The organism is Paenibacillus andongensis (assembly GCF_025369935.1).
GTDB classification, from domain to species: domain Bacteria; phylum Bacillota; class Bacilli; order Paenibacillales; family NBRC-103111; genus Paenibacillus_E; species Paenibacillus_E andongensis.
Genome location: NZ_CP104467.1, coordinates 2,801,884 through 2,820,095, shown reverse-complemented (window position 1 = coordinate 2,820,095; position 18,212 = coordinate 2,801,884). Strand labels below are relative to the sequence as shown.

General features: G+C 48.4%; 15 protein-coding genes. 2 read left to right on the top strand and 13 right to left on the bottom strand.

Features of this window, described 5'->3' with window-relative positions; genetic code table 11:
- Positions 1 to 29: 29 nt before the first annotated feature.
- The 13 genes from NYR53_RS12345 to NYR53_RS12285 all read right to left on the bottom strand — a co-directional run bounded on the left by NYR53_RS12345 (position 30) and on the right by NYR53_RS12285 (position 15,388).
- The gene (locus tag NYR53_RS12345; protein WP_261305443.1) at positions 30 to 908 is read right to left on the bottom strand and encodes a carbohydrate ABC transporter permease; all 879 of its coding nucleotides are present in this window, start codon (positions 906 to 908) and stop codon (positions 30 to 32) included.
- A 1-nt stretch (position 909) separates the two neighbouring features.
- On the bottom strand, positions 910 to 1,896 hold the full coding sequence (locus NYR53_RS12340; protein WP_261305442.1) for an ABC transporter permease: 987 nt from the start codon (positions 1,894 to 1,896) through the stop codon (positions 910 to 912).
- Positions 1,897 to 2,105: 209 nt separating this feature from the next.
- Complete coding sequence (locus NYR53_RS12335; RefSeq protein ID WP_261305441.1) at positions 2,106 to 4,541, bottom strand: AraC family transcriptional regulator; 2,436 nt, start codon at positions 4,539 to 4,541, stop codon at positions 2,106 to 2,108.
- Between the two features lie 114 nt (positions 4,542 to 4,655).
- On the bottom strand, positions 4,656 to 5,588 hold the full coding sequence (locus NYR53_RS12330) for an EamA family transporter (protein ID WP_261305440.1): 933 nt from the start codon (positions 5,586 to 5,588) through the stop codon (positions 4,656 to 4,658).
- A gap of 106 nt (positions 5,589 to 5,694) precedes the next feature.
- Complete coding sequence (locus tag NYR53_RS12325; protein WP_261305439.1) at positions 5,695 to 6,624, bottom strand: nucleoside hydrolase; 930 nt, start codon at positions 6,622 to 6,624, stop codon at positions 5,695 to 5,697.
- Positions 6,625 to 6,641: 17 nt separating this feature from the next.
- A complete protein-coding gene (locus NYR53_RS12320; RefSeq protein WP_261305438.1) occupies positions 6,642 to 7,589 on the bottom strand; it encodes a nucleoside hydrolase in 948 nt (315 codons plus the stop codon).
- Between the two features lie 11 nt (positions 7,590 to 7,600).
- Positions 7,601 to 8,542 carry a nucleoside hydrolase gene (locus NYR53_RS12315; RefSeq protein WP_261305437.1) on the bottom strand — a complete coding sequence of 314 codons (942 nt, stop codon included), beginning with the start codon at positions 8,540 to 8,542 and terminating at the stop codon, positions 7,601 to 7,603.
- A gap of 15 nt (positions 8,543 to 8,557) precedes the next feature.
- Entirely contained in the window at positions 8,558 to 9,529 is a 972-nt protein-coding gene (locus NYR53_RS12310) for an ABC transporter permease (RefSeq protein WP_261305436.1), read from the bottom strand.
- A complete protein-coding gene (locus NYR53_RS12305) occupies positions 9,530 to 10,588 on the bottom strand; it encodes an ABC transporter permease (protein ID WP_261305435.1) in 1,059 nt (352 codons plus the stop codon). It abuts the gene before it with no gap.
- Positions 10,585 to 12,132 carry an ABC transporter ATP-binding protein gene (locus NYR53_RS12300; RefSeq protein WP_261305434.1) on the bottom strand — a complete coding sequence of 516 codons (1,548 nt, stop codon included), beginning with the start codon at positions 12,130 to 12,132 and terminating at the stop codon, positions 10,585 to 10,587. The genes NYR53_RS12305 and NYR53_RS12300 overlap by 4 nt, the downstream gene beginning before the upstream one ends.
- Before the next feature lie 26 nt (positions 12,133 to 12,158).
- Complete coding sequence (locus NYR53_RS12295) at positions 12,159 to 13,223, bottom strand: BMP family lipoprotein (protein ID WP_261305433.1); 1,065 nt, start codon at positions 13,221 to 13,223, stop codon at positions 12,159 to 12,161.
- A gap of 25 nt (positions 13,224 to 13,248) precedes the next feature.
- Positions 13,249 to 14,169: a ribokinase gene (gene rbsK, locus NYR53_RS12290; RefSeq protein WP_367618641.1), complete on the bottom strand. Its 921-nt coding sequence runs from the start codon at positions 14,167 to 14,169 to the stop codon at positions 13,249 to 13,251.
- Between the two features lie 121 nt (positions 14,170 to 14,290).
- A complete protein-coding gene (locus NYR53_RS12285; RefSeq protein WP_261305432.1) occupies positions 14,291 to 15,388 on the bottom strand; it encodes a BMP family lipoprotein in 1,098 nt (365 codons plus the stop codon).
- Between the two features lie 225 nt (positions 15,389 to 15,613).
- On the opposite strand from NYR53_RS12285, the gene NYR53_RS12280 reads away from it, so the two are divergent.
- Entirely contained in the window at positions 15,614 to 17,344 is a 1,731-nt protein-coding gene (locus NYR53_RS12280; protein WP_261305431.1) for a cache domain-containing sensor histidine kinase, read from the top strand.
- On the top strand, positions 17,341 to 18,090 hold the full coding sequence (locus NYR53_RS12275) for a response regulator transcription factor (protein WP_261305430.1): 750 nt from the start codon (positions 17,341 to 17,343) through the stop codon (positions 18,088 to 18,090). The genes NYR53_RS12280 and NYR53_RS12275 overlap by 4 nt, the downstream gene beginning before the upstream one ends.
- Positions 18,091 to 18,212: the final 122 nt, after the last annotated feature.

The window sequence follows — 18,212 nt, the reverse complement described above, 5'->3', positions numbered from 1 at the left end:
AGCATCACCCCTTTCAGAGCCATTCACCGTTATCCTTTCACGGAGCCAACCATCATGCCTTTGACAAAATATTTTTGCAGAAATGGATACACGATGACGATCGGAAGCGATGAAATAACGACTGCGGCCATTTTGATCACCTGCGGAGGTACCGTCTGCTCACTCTCCAGCATTGCGGCAATGGACGGGTCCGCCATTTGTGAAGCCGAAACCAGCATCATTTGCAGCAGAACCTGCAGCGGTCTGAGCGTATCCGTATTAATGTAGAGAACGCCACTGAAGTACGTATTCCAGTAAGCTACCGCATAAAACAAGCCGAATGCCGCTAGCGCCGAAACGGATACAGGCAGCATGATACGGATAAAGACGCCGATATCGGAACATCCATCGATTTTGGCCGCTTCCTCCAGTTCATCCGGTATTTCCTGATAAAAGTTTTTCATCAAAAAGACATACCATGCGCTAGTCAATGCGGGCAATAAGAGTGCCCATACCGAATCCATCAAGCCAAGACTATCCACAAGTAGATAGTTTGGAATCATACCTGGGTTAAAAAGCATGGTCAGCAAAATCGCGACTAAGAAAAATTTCTTTCCTTTCAGCCTTTTACGCGATAGGACATAGGCGAGTGCACTCGTAACGATTAAGCTCAAAACAGTACCGAAGACCGCTAGAAACCCGCTGACCCCCATAGCTTTCAAGAACGCATTGGTCGAAAAAATAAACTCGTAAGCAGAGAGACTCCATGTTTGCGGTATTAATACGATTGACTTGCTCAAATACTCTGTCGGATCGGTAAAAGATACGAGTATGACATACAGAAATGGCAGCAAGGTCACAAGCGCAAATATCGTTAACACAGCGTAGTTGATCGCAGTAAAGAATTTCACGCCGAAGCTTTTATTCATGTTAGTAGAGTCCCTCCTCTCCGAATCTTTTGGCCAAGCGGTTGGACATTACGACCAGGATGAGTCCTACCACCGATTTGAAAAGTCCGGCAACCGTCGCATACCCGAATCTTCCTTGCTGAATACCGACACGATACGCATACGTATCGAAAACATCGGCGAGATGCGCAACCGGCCCACTCATCATTAAGTAAATTTGTTCAAAGCCTACGTCCATCACTTGTCCCAAGCGCAGGATGAGCAGGACGATGATCGTGCTTTTAATACCGGGAAGTGTCACATTCATCGCTTGCTGCCAGCGACTAGCACCGTCGATTTGCGCAGCTTCATATAGCTCCGAGTTAATGCCAGCAAGAGCGGCAAGAAAAATGATGGTCCCCCAACCGGCTTCTTTCCAGATACTTTGTGCGGTCAGCATACCCCAGAATAAGTTCGGTTCCGTCATGAACTCGATCTTTTGTCCCCCGGACTCTACAATCAGTTGGTTAATGACTCCGCTGCCTTGGCCGAAGATCAGAAAGCAAATCCCCACAATGATGACCCAGGAAAGAAAGTGCGGCAAGTAAATGACGGTTTGCACGATTTTTTTGAAAGCGAGCTTACGCACCTCGTTCAGCAGCAGCGCCACAATGATCGGAATCGGGAAGAAAAAAATGATGTTCAACAGGCTGATCGCCATCGTATTTCGGAACAATTGCATAAAATCGGGATTGGTGAAAAACTCGTTGAAGTATTTCAGGCCTACCCATTCGCTACCCCAAAAGCCTAAATAGGGAGAATAGTTTTGAAAAGCTAGCAGTAGTCCCCACAATGGGAAATATTTAAATAGCAGGAAAAATAATAAACCAGGCGCTGCCATTATATATAGATATTTGTCACGTTTTATCGCGACGGTCCAATCTTGCACCCACGAGCTTTTTACTCTACTTGCCTTTTCCACTCCAGCTGGTGCCGCTGTCTGGATCGGTTCCAATCGACTTTGCGACAACTTCCTCACCTCTCGTTCATGTCATTAGCATCTCGCTGCTTTGCATGAACAGATCGTACAATGATCATCGTTCTCCGCACAATGACCAATTCTTGTAGTCTACAACGATTGAGGCAAAAAAAGAGAAACCCCGCAGTAGAGGGGTTCCTCCGAAGATTTATGCACTTTTTTTGCTGTAGAACAAGCCTGCGGAACAAAATATGTGCATGCTAAGTATCGCTGTCGGCTCCCCGGTATTGACCCGGCGTAACGCCGATGTGCTTTTTGAATACACGTATAAAGTTTTTCGTCTGGTAGCCGACTCTTTCGGCAATGTCCGAAACCGACAAATCCGTCGTTCGCAGCAGCTCGATGGACCGTTCAATTCTGATCTTCGTCAAATATTCGATAAATGAAACATCCATCGTCTTTTTAAACAGCTTGCTCAAATAATGGGAACTCAAACCGCAAATTTGTGCGCATTGATCCAGCGATAAATCGAAGTGATAGTTGTCCTCGATGTAGCGGACGACCTTTTGGATTAATTGTTCATGTTCCTGATGCTGTTTGCCGTGCACATAAGCAACAATCGGATCAACCATTTGAAGTTTGAACCATTCATTCAATTCACGAATCGTGCTGATCTTGCGGATTTGTCCGTAAGGATCGGATTCCGCTTCTCCCGACACCTGCGCCGAATCGATGCCCAGCAAGTAAGCAGTTCGAATAGCAGCAGTTAGCAGCCGATAATACGACATTTGTATCAGTTCAGGCTTTTGGACGTTATCACTCATCGACTTGGCGAATTCAGCCAGCATCCGCTCCGCTTCTTCCTGATCGCCTAGCTGCAAGGAATGTTCGAAGTGGGTTTCGATTTCGAGCGGATAGCGGTAATGAAGTTCAGTTGCGCCTCCACCGCCCGAGTGCGTAATCACCTGATTACCGCCAACGATGATGCGGGAGCGCACGGACAAGACCGCCTCTTCATAAAGTTCAGGCAAATCTGTAATCCGGTCGCTTTGTCCACTCAAACCGATGGTCACTGGAAGACGTAGATAATCGGACACCAGCATTCTCAGGCGTTCTGCAAACAATTTAACCTCTGTCTGCCCGTCATCTGTCTGCTCGGGGTCGCGGAACAGCCAAACAGCGACCTGATCATTCAGCTGATTGATGACGATACCCTCCATTTCCTGTGATTGCAGCAGCTCGCAAACAATATTTTTCAAGGCAAAGACGATCAAATCGCGGTCATTTTCCTGAAAGCGCGAACCACTATCCTGCGGCGGGTCGCAAGTGATGACGAAGATGCTGTTTTCCCGCCCGGCAGGTACGTCGTATCTGCGCAGCATGCCCTCTAACTGATCCCCAGAGTAATGGAGAAACCGCCCCTGTAAAAGCTGCAGTGCAAAAATTTCACGAACTAAGGGCAATTGATCGCTTAGCTGCTGCTGCAGTTGATTGGCCGTGCTGCTCAGCTCACCCCATCGTTTGCGTACAAAGCCAACTTCATCCGTTTCCGAGTCAATTGCTTGTCCGCCTTTCAAATGGGCCACGAGGTTCTCGATCGGACGATAGACACGCCTTGATCCCCATAATGCGATTAAGATACCTAGTACAAGACAAACTGCAATGATCGCCACCGTAATCAGGGCAATGCCTTTCGATTTGGCGTTCAATTCATTGACTGGCACCATGTTAATATACTGCCATTTGTTATAGGAGGAAGTGATTGGTGTCACCATGTAATTCGTACCTTGAAAAGAGAAAGTAAAGCGCTGCTCTGATTGCTTTTGAGCAACACGATCGAACAATCCTTGCGGCACGGTATCTCCACCCGTTGAGGTGACGAGGTCACCCTTCGCGTTTAGGATGAACATCTGTTCACCGCGATAGCTGGCGAATCGGTTCATAATGTTCTGAAACAGTGCTTCGTCGATACGGATAAACAAGAGACCGGTCGGCTTAGTGGCCAGAAGCGGCACTTTGCATATAAATGTAACACCGTTACCATGATAACCGGGCAAATACGGGTAGGGTCCAGTGACCCATTTGATATGGTCTTCGGAGGCAAGTTCCTTCAACATCGCCTCGCGTTCTTTGTCTTCCGTAATTCTGCGACCACCGGAGATCGGCGAGATTAGATAACCTTCATCCGGCACGTACATCGCAACATCGCTTACCTCTTTGTTGCCATTTTGCAGCGCAGATAACTCTCTTGAAATGTAAGAATAAAAGCCGGCATAGTTCGTACTCTTCATCTCCGTCAAATTCGAGGTAAAGAAAGTACCCAACAGCATTTGAATGGCATTGTTTTGTATCCGATCCAACGTCGAATCGATACTGGAGGACACGTTATTCAATATGCGGACATTCGATTGGTTAACTTCTTTTTGCACGACCGAAGCAGAAAACATATAACTTCCGATTCCAACGGCTAATACCGGAATGACAGCTACGAATAAAGACAAGGTAACCATATTGCGAAAAATCGTTTTACGCTGAAATAAGCGTTTCCAACTATCCTTAAGCCATTTACGCATAGCGAACACCTCATCAACAGATTCATGAGCATTGTAAACGGATGCCGGAATAAAATCAACCAAAATAGCCCATTTTGATGCACTTTCTGCAACATCTTCAACCGAGAATATGGATTCATTCATCCAGCAACCTCAATCGACGGTAATCAAGGAAATTCCCACCCTCCTTATCAATTGAAAAAGGCAAACACGAAATCTTGACGATTTCGCGTTCACCTTTTAGAAAAAGACCGTTGATCACGCACTTACATTTGCGCCGACAGTAACAGCTGGACTCTTCTTCTTGCGCTTCATCAACTCAGGAAGGGCAATGCCGAACATCGTGATCCCTACGCCAAGCCATTGCATCCAGTTGACGGACTCGTTCAACACGACGTACGACATAACAACGGCAGTTGGCAGCTCAGCTGCACTCAAGATGGTTGCCAGTCCTCCGCCAACACGCGGTACGCCAATAGCATAGAACAATGGCGGAATGACAACACCGAAGAGAGCTAGCAGCAGCGCCCAAGGCAGAAGCGCCTCATGCAATGATCCATTTACAAGAAAATGCGGTGGAAACACCAGCATGACGAGAATAAACGAGCCCGTCAGCATAATCGCGCTTCGTGTGATCGGAGCGACTTGTTTGGCTGTTTTCCCGCTAAACCAGATGAAGAGCGCATAGGTAACTGCTGCCAACAAACCAAGGGTAATACCTATCCAGGAAACAGCCTCCTGACCCCCGCCCAAATAGCCGCTTGCCATAATAATCCCAACAAACAAGATGATGAGTGATAAAATCTTGTCCTTACCAGGTCGTTTGCGCTCGAAGATTGCCTCCAGCAAGATGCCCATCCATGTAAATTGGAACAACAAGATAATCGCGAACGAAGCCGAAATATACTGCAAAGCCGCATAGTATAGCATCCCCGTTAAGCCTGTCGTCGTTCCTACGGCCATGAGCGAGAGAGCTTGCCGCTTTGTTACTTTAAATGTAGGCGACCCTGTAGACTGCTTGGCGGATTTCGCTGTCACGAAGACCAACATCCACAGCATAATCACTCCGAATAGGTTTTGGCTGCCGACGACATCACCGACATTGAAACCAGACTCATAAGCTTTCTTAACAAAAGTAGATAATAAACCGAAGCTGCATGCCCCAGCCAAAACAAATAAAATGTATTTCATGTTACCTCCCTGCGAAAAGAAAAAAACGGACTGTGTGCCCAGTCCGCCACGTTTCGTTATTATGCCATTATATATAAATCTTATGACGAAATCGAGTCAATTCCATTTAAACTACTTTACTGAGAAAGTGTTCCAAGAAACGCTCGGCGTCTACTTCCAAACAAACATCCATGTTAGGCTTGTTAGCTGGCTTACTTCGCAGATCACCCACTGTACGGCCTAAGGAGTGGAAACCGTCGAGATCGACCCGTACATGCAGGGGTTTCGTAGTAACGAAATCCGGATTAATGGCCACACCAACCGCAAGCGGATCGTGAAGGCCGCAGCCACCGATGCCCGGGTAGAAATCTTCATAGGCATCAATATAAAAATCGGTCATATCCGCCAATAAAGTGCTGAGAGCTGTTTGCTTATCGCGCCAAACCTGAACATCTTTCTTCGGCAGCAGTGTCTCCATCGTTACGTCAAGCCCTACGAGTGTGATCGGGATGCCGGAGGCGAACACATAATCCGCCGCTTCAGGGTCGGCATAAATGTTTGCTTCCGCATGCGGTGTCACATTACCTGCTCGAGTTACAGCCCCGCCCATAACAACCACCTTGTCCACTAGGCCCACGATATCAGGAGCTTGCATGATGGCTAGCGCCAGATTCGTCATCGCAGCGACCGTAATAATCGTCACTTGATGCGGCTTACTCCGCACTTGATCAATAATAAATTGTGGTGCGTACTGCTGGGATGCTTCTCGTGTAGACATATCTGTCAGCGTGTTCCCAATGCCGTCTTCGCCATGAATATGGGTCGCACTCGCTTTCACTCGACTAACGAAAAGCGGCTTAGCCGCCCCCGGAATGACAGGAACTGAACTGTCCAAATGTTCCAGTACTAGCAGCGTATTGCGGGTCGCTTCTTGAACCGTAACGTTGCCGAAGCAAGTCGTCACCCCCAGTAATTCCACTTCTGGGGCATTCACCGCGTAACTTATTGCCAGTGCATCATCAATACCTGTATCAACATCCAAAATAATCGGTTTCATCTAAGTTTCTCCTCTCGTTAGCTCTTTAATGTGGTGATGAAATAGTCAAGAAACCGCGGGCTGTTGACTTCAAACGCAACTGCTGTATTCGTTACCGGCACCGTTCTGCGGAAATCAGCCAATGTAGCTCCATAGGACATGGTCCCTTTTGTCTCAATGCTTATATACAAATCTTCCGTCGTGACAAGATCCGGATAAGCAGCTACAGCAACTGCAAGCGGATCATGCAGCGGTGCGCCGTAGAAACCGTTTTGTTTGTCGTATGCGTTAAAATAAAACTTGTTAGCTTCATTGATATAAGCGGCTGCCCTTTCATTGCCGGGAACAGGCGATTCCGTAAGTAAACGAAGGTGCTCCTCGCCGATGATCGTCTTCATCGTAACATCGAGGCCGACGAGCGTAATCGGGATACCGGATTCAAACACGCGATGCGCAGCCTCAGGATCGCCGTAGATATTCGCTTCGGCAACAGGTGTAACGTTGCCAGGCACTTTCACCGCGCCGCCCATGATCACAAGCCGCTTCACCTTGGAAGCGATGGAAGGATCTTGTGCGAGTGCGATAGCCAGGTTCGTCATCCGACCCACGAACACTAGCGTTAGCTCGTGCGGGTTTTCATTCACCTTGCGAACGATGAACTGAGCAGCGCTCTCCGCAATAGCCTTCCCTTTGGGCTGCGGCAGCTCGCAGTTACCGATACCGTTATCGCCGTGAATATGCGTGACAGGACCGCGCCAGTCGCGGAACAGCGGCTTTGCAGCGCCCATGGCTACCGGCACTTCGTAATCAACGCCCGACAGTTCAATCACTTGCAGCGTATTGCGAGTTGCTTGCACGACATCCGTATTACCGAACACGGTTGTAATGCCTTCTACTTTTATGTGTTTTGTTTTCAGGGCGAGCAAAATCGCCATGGAATCATCAATACCTGTATCAACATCAAGAATCATGCGAACGTTTTGCAATGTAGTCACCTCTATGTGTAGTTTTTCAAAGTTTGAATTAGCATGTCCCAGAATTTATCTTGGTCGAGAGTGAAGGCCACATTTACATTGGGCTCACGACCTGTGACACCCAGCAAATCAACAACTGTCATACCGTACGTATGCTCACCTTTTGTTTCAATATCAACCCGCAGCTTCTTCGTTCCGAATGCCGTCGGGTCAATACAATAAGCAACGCAGCAAGCATCGTGAATCGGAGCACCGGCAAAACCGAATACTTCTTTGTACGTATGGGCGAAAAAACCCAAAAGTTCATGAACAAAATGAGAAACCCGGTTATCCACATCGAGAATTCGTTGATGAACATCATCTGTTACGATCGCTTGATGCGTTAAATCCAGACCCATCATCGTGATAGGCACGCCGCTCTCGAATACAACCTTTGCCGCTTCCGCATCAACGTAAATATTGAACTCGGCAGCAGGTGTTGAATTTCCGAACGTTCCTCCGCCCATGATGACAATTTCTTGTATTTTGGATAAAATCGCCGGTTCTTTGCGCATTGCCAGTGCAATGTTCGTGAGCGGCGCGACCGGAACCAGTGTAATATCGCCATCCGATTCCATCAACTTGCGAATAAGAAGATCAACGGCGTGTTCCTTCTCCACAGATTTACTTGGATTAGGTAGCATAGGGCCATCCATGCCAGAGTTGCCATGAATGTCTGCCGCTGTCCTCCGCTCTCGTATGAGCGGCTGTCCAGCTCCTTTGGCAACAGGAACGTGCGTGATGCCAGCCAGCTCGCATACTTTCAAAGCGTTAACCGTCGTTTTCTCGACCTCTGCATTGCCTGCCACAGTCGTGATAGCGACCAACTCCACGTGCGGATTAGCCCCTGCCAATAAGATCGCGATAGCATCATCGTGCCCCGGATCGCAATCAATAATCATTTTTCTTTTCACTTTAGATTCCATCGTTCGCTCCTTTTCTTAAGCCGCAGCAATTTTCACTGCCCCTTCGGCCTGCGCCCTTAGCGCATCGTTCAGCTTTTTCTTCTTGCGAATGGCAAAGAATACAAGTGCTGCAATGGTTACGAGATAAGGAATCATTTGGATAAATTGACTCGGAACTTTACTGCCCGGAATCGTTTGGACAACTGTGGCGATCGCGCTAGCTAAGCCGAAAATCAGCGAGCCGAACAAGATTCCGACCGGATTGCGGTTCCCGAGTAAAACGACGGCAAGTGCCAGGAAGCCTGTGCCAGCGGTCATATCTTTAACGAACATACTCGTCATACCCATAGATAAGTAGGCGCCGGCTAAACCCGTAAACAATCCGCTCCAAGCAAGCGCTGAATATTGAATGCGATTTACGGAAATACCGAGCGATTTGGCCGCTTGCGGCGCCTCGCCAACGGAACGGAGGTGAACGCCGTATGGTGTTTTGTAAAGAATGAATACACATAACAGGACAGATAAGAAAGCGATCCAGGTCATGAGACTGTGCCCGCTAAGCAGCTTATTCAAGAAAGGAATCGTATCAATAAACGGAATACGAACAACGGGAATATTCTGCAATCCAGAAGGTGTGTAGTTGCCTGTCACTCCGAAAATTTTGTTCATAAGGAAAATCGTCAAGCCTGAACCCAAAATATTCACGGCAAAGCCGGTAATGATCATATCCACTTTCAGTTTGAGTGAGAAGAACCCCATTCCGTAGCACACGAGCATGGAAGAAGCAACCCCTGCAACCAAACCGAGAACCCAACTATCTGTTACAGAACCAACGGCAATGGCGCTAAACGCTGAGATTAGCATCAAACCTTCCAAACCGATATTGATGACGCCTGCGACATCGGCGATAAGTCCGCCTAAAGCCGACAGCAGAATCGGTGTTGTGAATCTGAGCAGGACAACAAACAGAGATAAGTCGATAATTTGACCCCAAAGAGCTGATAGCATTTAGTTCACCGCCTTTTGCCGCAGGACGAATTTTTGTTTCAAATAAGCAAAGATCGCTTGCGAAGAAACGAATAAGACCAGCATAACTTGAATAATAATAGCCAACTCACGCGGCATATCGCTCCCCACCTGCATGGATGCAGCACCCACTTGAAGGTAAGCATAGAACAAACTAACAGCCACTACGCCAATCGGATGATTTCTAGCAAGTAAAGCAATGATAATGCCATCAAAACCTAATCCAGCTGAAAAGTTATCTTTATAAGTGCCGTGTACACCGAGAATTTCAACGATACCAGCAAGTCCAGCCAGCGCTCCGCTAATCATCACGCTTACAATCACAACACGCTTCGTTGAGATACCGCCGTAATCGGCGAACCGGCTGTTTTTACCTACTAAGCGCAGCTCATACCCCGATCGCGTTTTGTACATAAAAAGATACGCGACAGCAGCAGCCAGCAGTGCGATTACTACACCATAGTGTGCCGGGAACCCTGCGAATATTTTGCCCAACTTTGCACCTTCATCTACATAATGCATGCGAGCGAAGCCGCCGCTAGTCGGATCTTTGAATACGTTGTTGACCAAGTACGAGGTGGTCAAAATCGCGACGAAGTTCATCATCAGCGTAGTAACAATCTCATTCGCATTCCACTTTGTCTTGAGCCAGCCAGGTATCGCGCCATAAAGCGCCCCGCCAGTCATTGCACATATAAGCACCAAGGGAAGCAGAATCCAAGCTGGTAAACCGTGTACATAGACAGCGACTAGAGAACCTACGAAAGCGCCAACGTACAGCTGACCTTCTGCTCCCATGCTGAATACACCACTCTGAAAAACAACGGATAGCGCCAATCCCGTCAAAATCAGGGGAACGGCTTTATTCAAAATGGTACCGATATTGAACGCCCCGGATAGAGGACCGCCCAGAAAAGAACTGATCGCCTCAATCGGGTTTTGGCTGGAGAACAAGATCACGATGAATCCGCAAAGGATCGCCATGACAGCTGCGGCAATGATACCTGTGATTTCCAAATAGATAGCTTGTCTTGTATTCATTGGAGCGCCTCTTTCCTTTCCTGATTCTTGATCCCCAGCATGTAATAGCCGAGTTCCTCTTCTGTCAGCCCATCATGATTATTAAGAACGGCAACGATTTTACCATTGTACATAACAGCAATGCGGTCGCTTAAGCCCATGACTTCCGATAATTCAGCCGAAACGAGCAGTACTGCCGCGCCTCCATCACGCCTTTTGATAATCTCACGATGAATAGATTCGATGGCTCCGATATCGACACCCCGGGTTGGCTGTGATGCGATCAGAAGCTTCGGATTTTTCGAAATCTCCCGGGCTATCACCACTTTTTGCAAGTTGCCCCCGGATAAAGCTCCGGCCATCACGTCTTCGTTTTGAGCGCGTACGTCGTAAACATCCATCATCACTTTTGCAAATTCCTTGATTTTCTTTTTATTCAGAAAAGGTCCCCGTCGGAATTCAGGATTCCGGTAATGGTCAAGAATTAAGTTTTCGGCAATGGTCGACGTTAAACTGGCGCCCGTTGTTTGCCGGTCTTCTGGAACGTGCCCGATTTTCATCGCGCGAATTTGCGCAACGCTTTTTCCGATCAATTCCTCGCCTAAGTAGCTAATTGCACCTGATGTTGCTCTTCGCATACCCGTGATCGTTTCGACCAGTTCTGTTTGTCCGTTTCCTTCCACGCCTGCGATTCCCACCACCTCGCCAGCCCGAATATCGAGCGAAATACCACGAAGCGCCGGTGCTCCCTTATCATCCGAAGCGCACAGATTCTTAGTTGATAATATGGTTTCTTTCGGTTCGGAAGGCTGCTTTTCGACGCGAAATAAGACTTCTCTGCCAACCATGAGTCTCGAAATTTCTTCCGGATTCGTTTCCTTGGTAAGCAGTGTCGTGATCGTTTTCCCTGCTTTAAGCACCGTAACTCGATTGGATATTTCCATCACTTCACGCAGTTTATGCGTAATGAAAATGATCGTATAGCCTTGTCTAACCAGCGTTTGGATCGATTCAAACAGCTCATCAGTTTCCTGCGGTGTTAAGACAGCCGTTGGTTCATCAAGAATAATGAGGCGTGCGCCGCGATACAGCACCTTAATAATTTCAACGCGTTGTTTCTGCCCAACAGATATCGTTTCGACCGTTGCACGAGGATCAACCTTCAGTTTGAAAGTTTCAATCAATTTTTCAATTTCGGAAAGTTCCTTAGCACGATCTCGTACGAGGGAGAAAAGCCCTTTGACGGGCTCCTCACCAAGCACGATGTTTTCTGAAACTGTGAGCGAGGGGACGAGCATGAAATGTTGATGCACCATGCCCATCCCTTGCTTAATCGCATCTTTCGGTCCTTGGAAGCGAAGCGGTTGGCCTTTATAAAGGATGGAGCCGCTTGTCGGTGCCTCTAGTCCGAACAGTATTTTCATAAGCGTTGATTTGCCAGCTCCATTCTCGCCGACTAGGGCATGAATCTCGCCCTCATGTATTGTCAAATCCACACCACGGTTCGCCTTCGTACCATTGGGGTAAGTTTTATGGATGTCTTTCATCTCCAGCAAAATCGCCATGGCTACGTTTCCCCCTCGTTACCGGCTTATTTCAAAGTGGATTGCACTTTGATTTCGCCTTTGTTTAACTTTTGCTCAATTTCCATGATTTTATCTTGCATAGCTTTAGGGACATGTTTGCTGTACAATTCGTCTTTCGCCAAGCCTACGCCGCCTTCTTTAATACCTAACACTTCATTCTTGCCGAATCCCAGTCTATCTTGACTGAACAAAGTCAATGCACGGAGAACCGAGTTGTCAATCGCTTTTACCATGGAAGTTAACACACTGCCCGGATACAGACCGTTTTGATTGGAGTCTACACCGATCGAATATTTGCCTAATGAATTACCCGCTTCCAGAAGGCCAAGTCCAGCTCCTCCGGCTACGTTGAATGCGATATCTACTTTTTGTGAATTATACTGAGCGAGTGCAAGTTCTTTACCCTTGGGAGCGTTTGCAAAGTCACCAACATAAGAAGCGACAACCGTAATTGCGGGATCCACGTATTTCGCGCCTTGCTCATAACCCGCTTTAAAGTCATTAATAATGGGAATGTCCATACCGCCGATAAAGCCGATCACTTTTTCTGGATTTGCACCTTTCAGTTCTGTGCTTGTCGTAACCAATGCGGCAAATGCTCCTGCCATAAAGGAACCTTCATTTTGCGAGTAAGTCATGGAGTACACATTCGGAAGACCTGTAATAGCTTCATCGAAGAAAATGAACTTCTGTTTCTCGTAACGCTTCGCCACATCTTTGATGATGTCTGTCATTTGGCTTGTCCCAAGCACGATCACGTCATATTTCCCGCTGGAAGCGAGTGATTCTAGTCCTGATGGCCAGTCAGCTTGGTTCGTGCCGCCTTCAACGGTTTTCACTGTCATGCCAAGTGTTTCACCAGCTTGCTTCACGCCTCTTTGTGCAGAGTCGAAAAATCCTTTATCTCCAAGCGTTCCGTTCACGAAGTATACAGCATTGATTTTCTTGCCCGCGGCAGGTGTACCTGCTGCTCCTGGCGTGCTTGTTGATGTGCCCGACTTCCCACAACCTGCTATGAATACCAATACGGACAGTAACAATAAGGCAGTGATTCCTAATCTTTTTTTCATCGTGTAAATCCCCCTTAGGATTATCTTATGGTTGGTTAAATGTTTTTAAATCTTCCTGGGTCGGCATGCCAGCTTGTGCACCGAGCTTTGTTACAGACATCGCAGACACCTTACAAGCGAAAGCTACCGCCTCTTTCAACTCACTGCCCGCGGCCAGCGCATAGGCTAGTCCACCGTTGTAGGCGTCACCAGCTCCAGTCGTATCAACAACAGGAACACGGTAAGCTGGAACTTTCACTAATGATTCTCCTTTGCGTAGAAAGGCAGAGCCTTCCTCGCCGAGCGTCGTTATGACACAGCTCGGTCCCAGATCAAGCAGCGCTTCCATTGCTGTCTGCAGCTGATCGCCAGAAGCATCAATGCCAGTGAGTGTCGCCAGCTCTAAGCGGTTCGGCGTTATATAGTCCACGCATTTCAGCATAGCCTCCGACAGCTTGCGCGCAGGTGCTGGATTCAAGATCACTGTCTTGCCTAACTTCTTCGCTAACTGGCAAACGGCCGAAGCCGTTTCAAGCGGAATTTCCAATTGCACGAGCACGATATCATGCTCAGCGATGACTTGCTCCACGGCTTGAATATGTTCTGGCAAACAGCTTGCGTTGGCCCCCGGAACGACTACAATTTGGTTGTCCGACTCGGCCAGCATGATAGAGGCGATACCTGTCGGGGTTCCGGCGATCCGAATGACATGATCTGTGGAAATCGCATCCTGCTGAAGCGATTCAATGAGCGATTGTCCGAACATATCGTCTCCCACGGAGCCAATCATCGTCGCCTGACCGCCTAGTCTCGCAGCAGCTACGGCCTGATTCGCGCCTTTGCCGCCTGGTATAAAGTGGACATGCTCGCCTGTCAGAGTTTCCCCGACACGCGGAAATCGAGACGTTTCCACTACAATGTCCATATTCAAGCTCCCGATGACCACAATACGGGGTTTATTCATCATTTCTTTTCCTTTCTGTCGAACCTCTTTGTATGAGCGTTACATCGAACAGATGTGTCTGCTCTTCTTGGATGTCGCCTTCGATCTTTAAATGCCGAACAGCGATTCTTAACCAACCACACGCTTATGGACTCACTTTTGTCAAGGAGGACTTGACCCTGATTTCCCCGCTGGCGATCTTGCCCTCAATATCTTTTATTTTTTCCTTAATTATATTTGGAACGTACTTCTCATACAGCTCGTCCCTGGCAATCCCGATCCCGCTCACCTTCACACCAAGCACCTCCGTCGTACCGAATGGCAGCGAACCACCGCGGATTTTGCTTAAAGCACGAAAAACGGACTCATCCACATTTTTGAGCATGGAGGTGAGCACGCTGCCCGGATACAATGGATTCTGGTTGCTGTCGACCCCGATCGTGTATTTGCCGGCTTCATTCCCTGCTTTCAGCAGACCCAACCCGGCGGCGCCGGCCACGTTATATATAATGTCAACCTTCTGCAACAAGTACTGCGTTTTCGCCAATTTCTTCGCCTTGCCTTGGTTCACAAAATCGCCGACGTAAACCGCTACCACTTGCATATCCGGATCGATAAACAAAGCGCCCTGCTCGTAACCCGACTTGAAATCATTAATGATTTCGTTATCCACGCCCCCAATGAAACCGATTTTTTTCTCGGGATTTGCCCCGCTCAGCTCCGGGCTCGTCGAGACCATCGCGGCGAAAGCGCCCGCGAGGAACGAACCCTCGCTCTGCGAATAGAGCATCGCGTAAACATTCGGTATTCCTTGAATCGTATCGTCATAGAACACAAACCGCTGCTTCGGATAACGGCCTGCCAACTCCTTAACTAGCTCCCTCAATGGCGTCGTGCCAACTACGATGACGTCATATACGCCGGAGGCCGCCAGCTTCTCGAGGCCAGCCTTCCAAACCGTGGAATCCTCGCCTCCTTCAACGGTCGACGTTTCGAAGCCGAATACATACTCGGCTTTTTTGAGTCCCCGTTCGGCCGAATCGAAGAAGCCCTTGTCGCCCAGCTTGCCGCCAACATAATGCACGACTTTGATCCGTCCTTCATGAACGGACGCCTTGTCCGACGTCTCCGATTTTGCCGGCTCCTGCCGCTTCGTCTTGGTCAAATCTGCGCCGCCGCAGCTGGTTAGTCCCCAAAAGAAAAGGGCGGTCATCATAACCCATAGTCCTTGTTTCCGTCTCATTACCACTCCCCCCTGAAACTGTTTGCCTGTCCGCTTTCGTCTATCAGTTTGTGCTCTGTAAGCGATTTCAATACAAATATATCATGTTTACACTACCAAAAAAGGAGACAGACCATTGATCTTGGGTGTAAAAATCGTGCATTTTTTCTATTTGCCTGAATTAAGCATGTTCTGCTAAGGTATACTTACATTACTGCATAAGCCTTGAGGTAGGGGGTATCGCGCTTGTTGTTCCGGAACTCGATTTTCTCCAAGCTGCTTCTGTCGTTCCTGCTGCTCTCGACCATACCGCTTATGCTATCGGGCTGGTTTACGCTATCAAGCTCCGAACGTAAGCTGAATGAAAAGCTCCAAAGGGAAACGATCAATATACTCGATCAAAAGTTGAAAACGCTCTCTCTTTATATTGCCGACATGCGGCGCATGGGGGACTCGATCGCCCTGGACCCGAACGTCTTGGCTTTCCTAAACAAGCCGAGCACCGCGGCAGAACAAGCCCTTATCCCCGACCTGAATCGTTTATTGTCTGCCACCCAAGCTATTCGCCCTGAAAATATCGGAATGACGCTTATTAGCGACCGCGGCCTCATCCATGCTTACGGCTACGATCTGCGTCCCGGTGCCACCCGGCAAAGCGACTTTCATTGGCTTTCTGGGAACGAAGACAATGCGAACTTGTATACGATTTCGCAGATGCACTACCGTTCCTATAGCGCTCAAGAGGCGACTCAACCCGTTTTCTCATTCATCCGTTACATGAGAGACACCGGGTCCGGAGCTCGCGGCGTTCTGATCATCGATTTTAAAATCGACGTGTTGCAGGATTTACTGAAAAACATTTTCTTGATGGGCGACATTTACAACGATTACGCTTCAGGTGTTATTATTACCGATCGGGCGGGAGAGATCTTATACCCATATCAAGCCGGCCTTTTTGTTGACGATGATTATAAACATCTGGAGCAAAACTACTTTCTCATTCAACGCTACGACAAAACGACAGGCTGGAATTTCACCTCCTATTTTTTAAAAAGCGAGCTCTACAAGCCGATTTACGGCATCCGCCAGATCGCTCTCTGGATTACGATCGGCAGCATCGTCGTTTGCGTGATCGTTTCGCTCATTTTATCGGACCGGATTTCCAAGCCCATTCTACATCTTCGCAATCTGATGATGAAGGTCGGCCGTGGCGACTTCGACGTGCACTATCAAGGCGGGGCGTTAGACGAGATCGGCGTCCTCGGTCAAGGCTTCAATACGATGGTGCGCCGCATCCAAGATTTGGTCCGGCAAGTATACGATGAGCAGGATCAGAAGCGTCGCGCCGAGGTGACCGCGATGCAGTCGCAGATCAATCCGCATTTTCTGTACAACACGCTCGAATCGATTAATTCCCTAGCCCGCAAAACGAAGCAGCAGGAAATCAGCCGGATGATCGTGCTACTCGGCAAGCTGCTGCGGATGAGCATCGGCACCTTCGACGATATGATTCGGATTGAGAAAGAGGTTGCTTACGTACGGAATTATCTCGAAATTCACAAGCTGCGGATGAAGGAAGGCTTCCGGTATGACATCCAGCTCGATCCGCAGCTGCTTCACCTATATACGATCAAATGGATTTTGCAGCCCGTCATCGAGAACGCCATCATTCACGGACTCGATCCGAAGCAGCGCGACGGGAATATCGAAGTGAAGGGCTGGCTCGATGGCAATGACGTCTATATCAGCGTCAGCGACCAAGGCGTGGGCATGGGGACGGAGGCGCTGCTGCAGCTAAGTAACGACCTGGAGCACCGGGCGATCGAGCTGACCAAGCATCATGGCAAGGTGGGTTTATTCAATGTGCAATCGCGCATTAAGCTCTATTTTGGGACGAATTACGGTATACACGTGGAGAGCGTCCAAGGAAACGGCATGACCGTGACGTTCAAGCTGCCTAGGAAGGAGTCGACATGAAGAAAACAAAGCTATTGATCGTCGACGATGAATGGATCATTGCGGACAGTTTAAGCTCGATGGAGGAATGGGACGAGCGGCACATCGAGGTCGTCGGCATCGCTCACAACGGATACGACGCAATCCGTTATCTGGAGGCGGAGCCGATCGGGCTTGTCATCTCCGATATCCGCATGCCGGATATGGACGGACTGCAGCTGCTTCAATACATTTACGAAGAAATGTCGAATACTCAAGTCATCCTGATCAGCGGTTATGAAGATTTCACCTATGCGAGAACGGCGCTGAAATACGGGGCCAAAGGGTACATCTTGAAGCCCATCGACACGGATGAGCTTCTCGAGACCGTCGATCGTCTCTTAGGATCTCGCAATCCAGAAACTGGAGCCGATATCGAAGCGGTTCAACCCGAGCTCCCCTTGACATATCACAAGGAAATCGTTCGTAAAGCGATGCGGTATATCCAAGACCACCTGCATACACCGCTTTCGCTCTCCGATGTGGCGGAGACTATACATTTGACGGCGCACTATTTCGGACAAATTTTTAAAAGTGAGAGCGGCCTGCTCTTCAACTCGTATTTGACTCATGTCCGGATGGAGAAAGCATGCGAGCTGCTGAAGAATTCGGGACTTAAAATATACGAAATATGCGAGCAGGTCGGCTATGTCGATCCGAAGTATTTTGCCAAGGTATTTCAGAAGCAATTCGGTATGACCCCGAACGAATTCCGGCAGAAGAAGTGAGTGGAAGCCTCCTTTCACGGATTATTTCTACATATTAGAGTTATTCAATATATCCAAGTAAATCAAAGAGGAGCTGCTCTAGAAGATGCTGCCCCTCCTGATCTACTGATCCCCAATGGTTG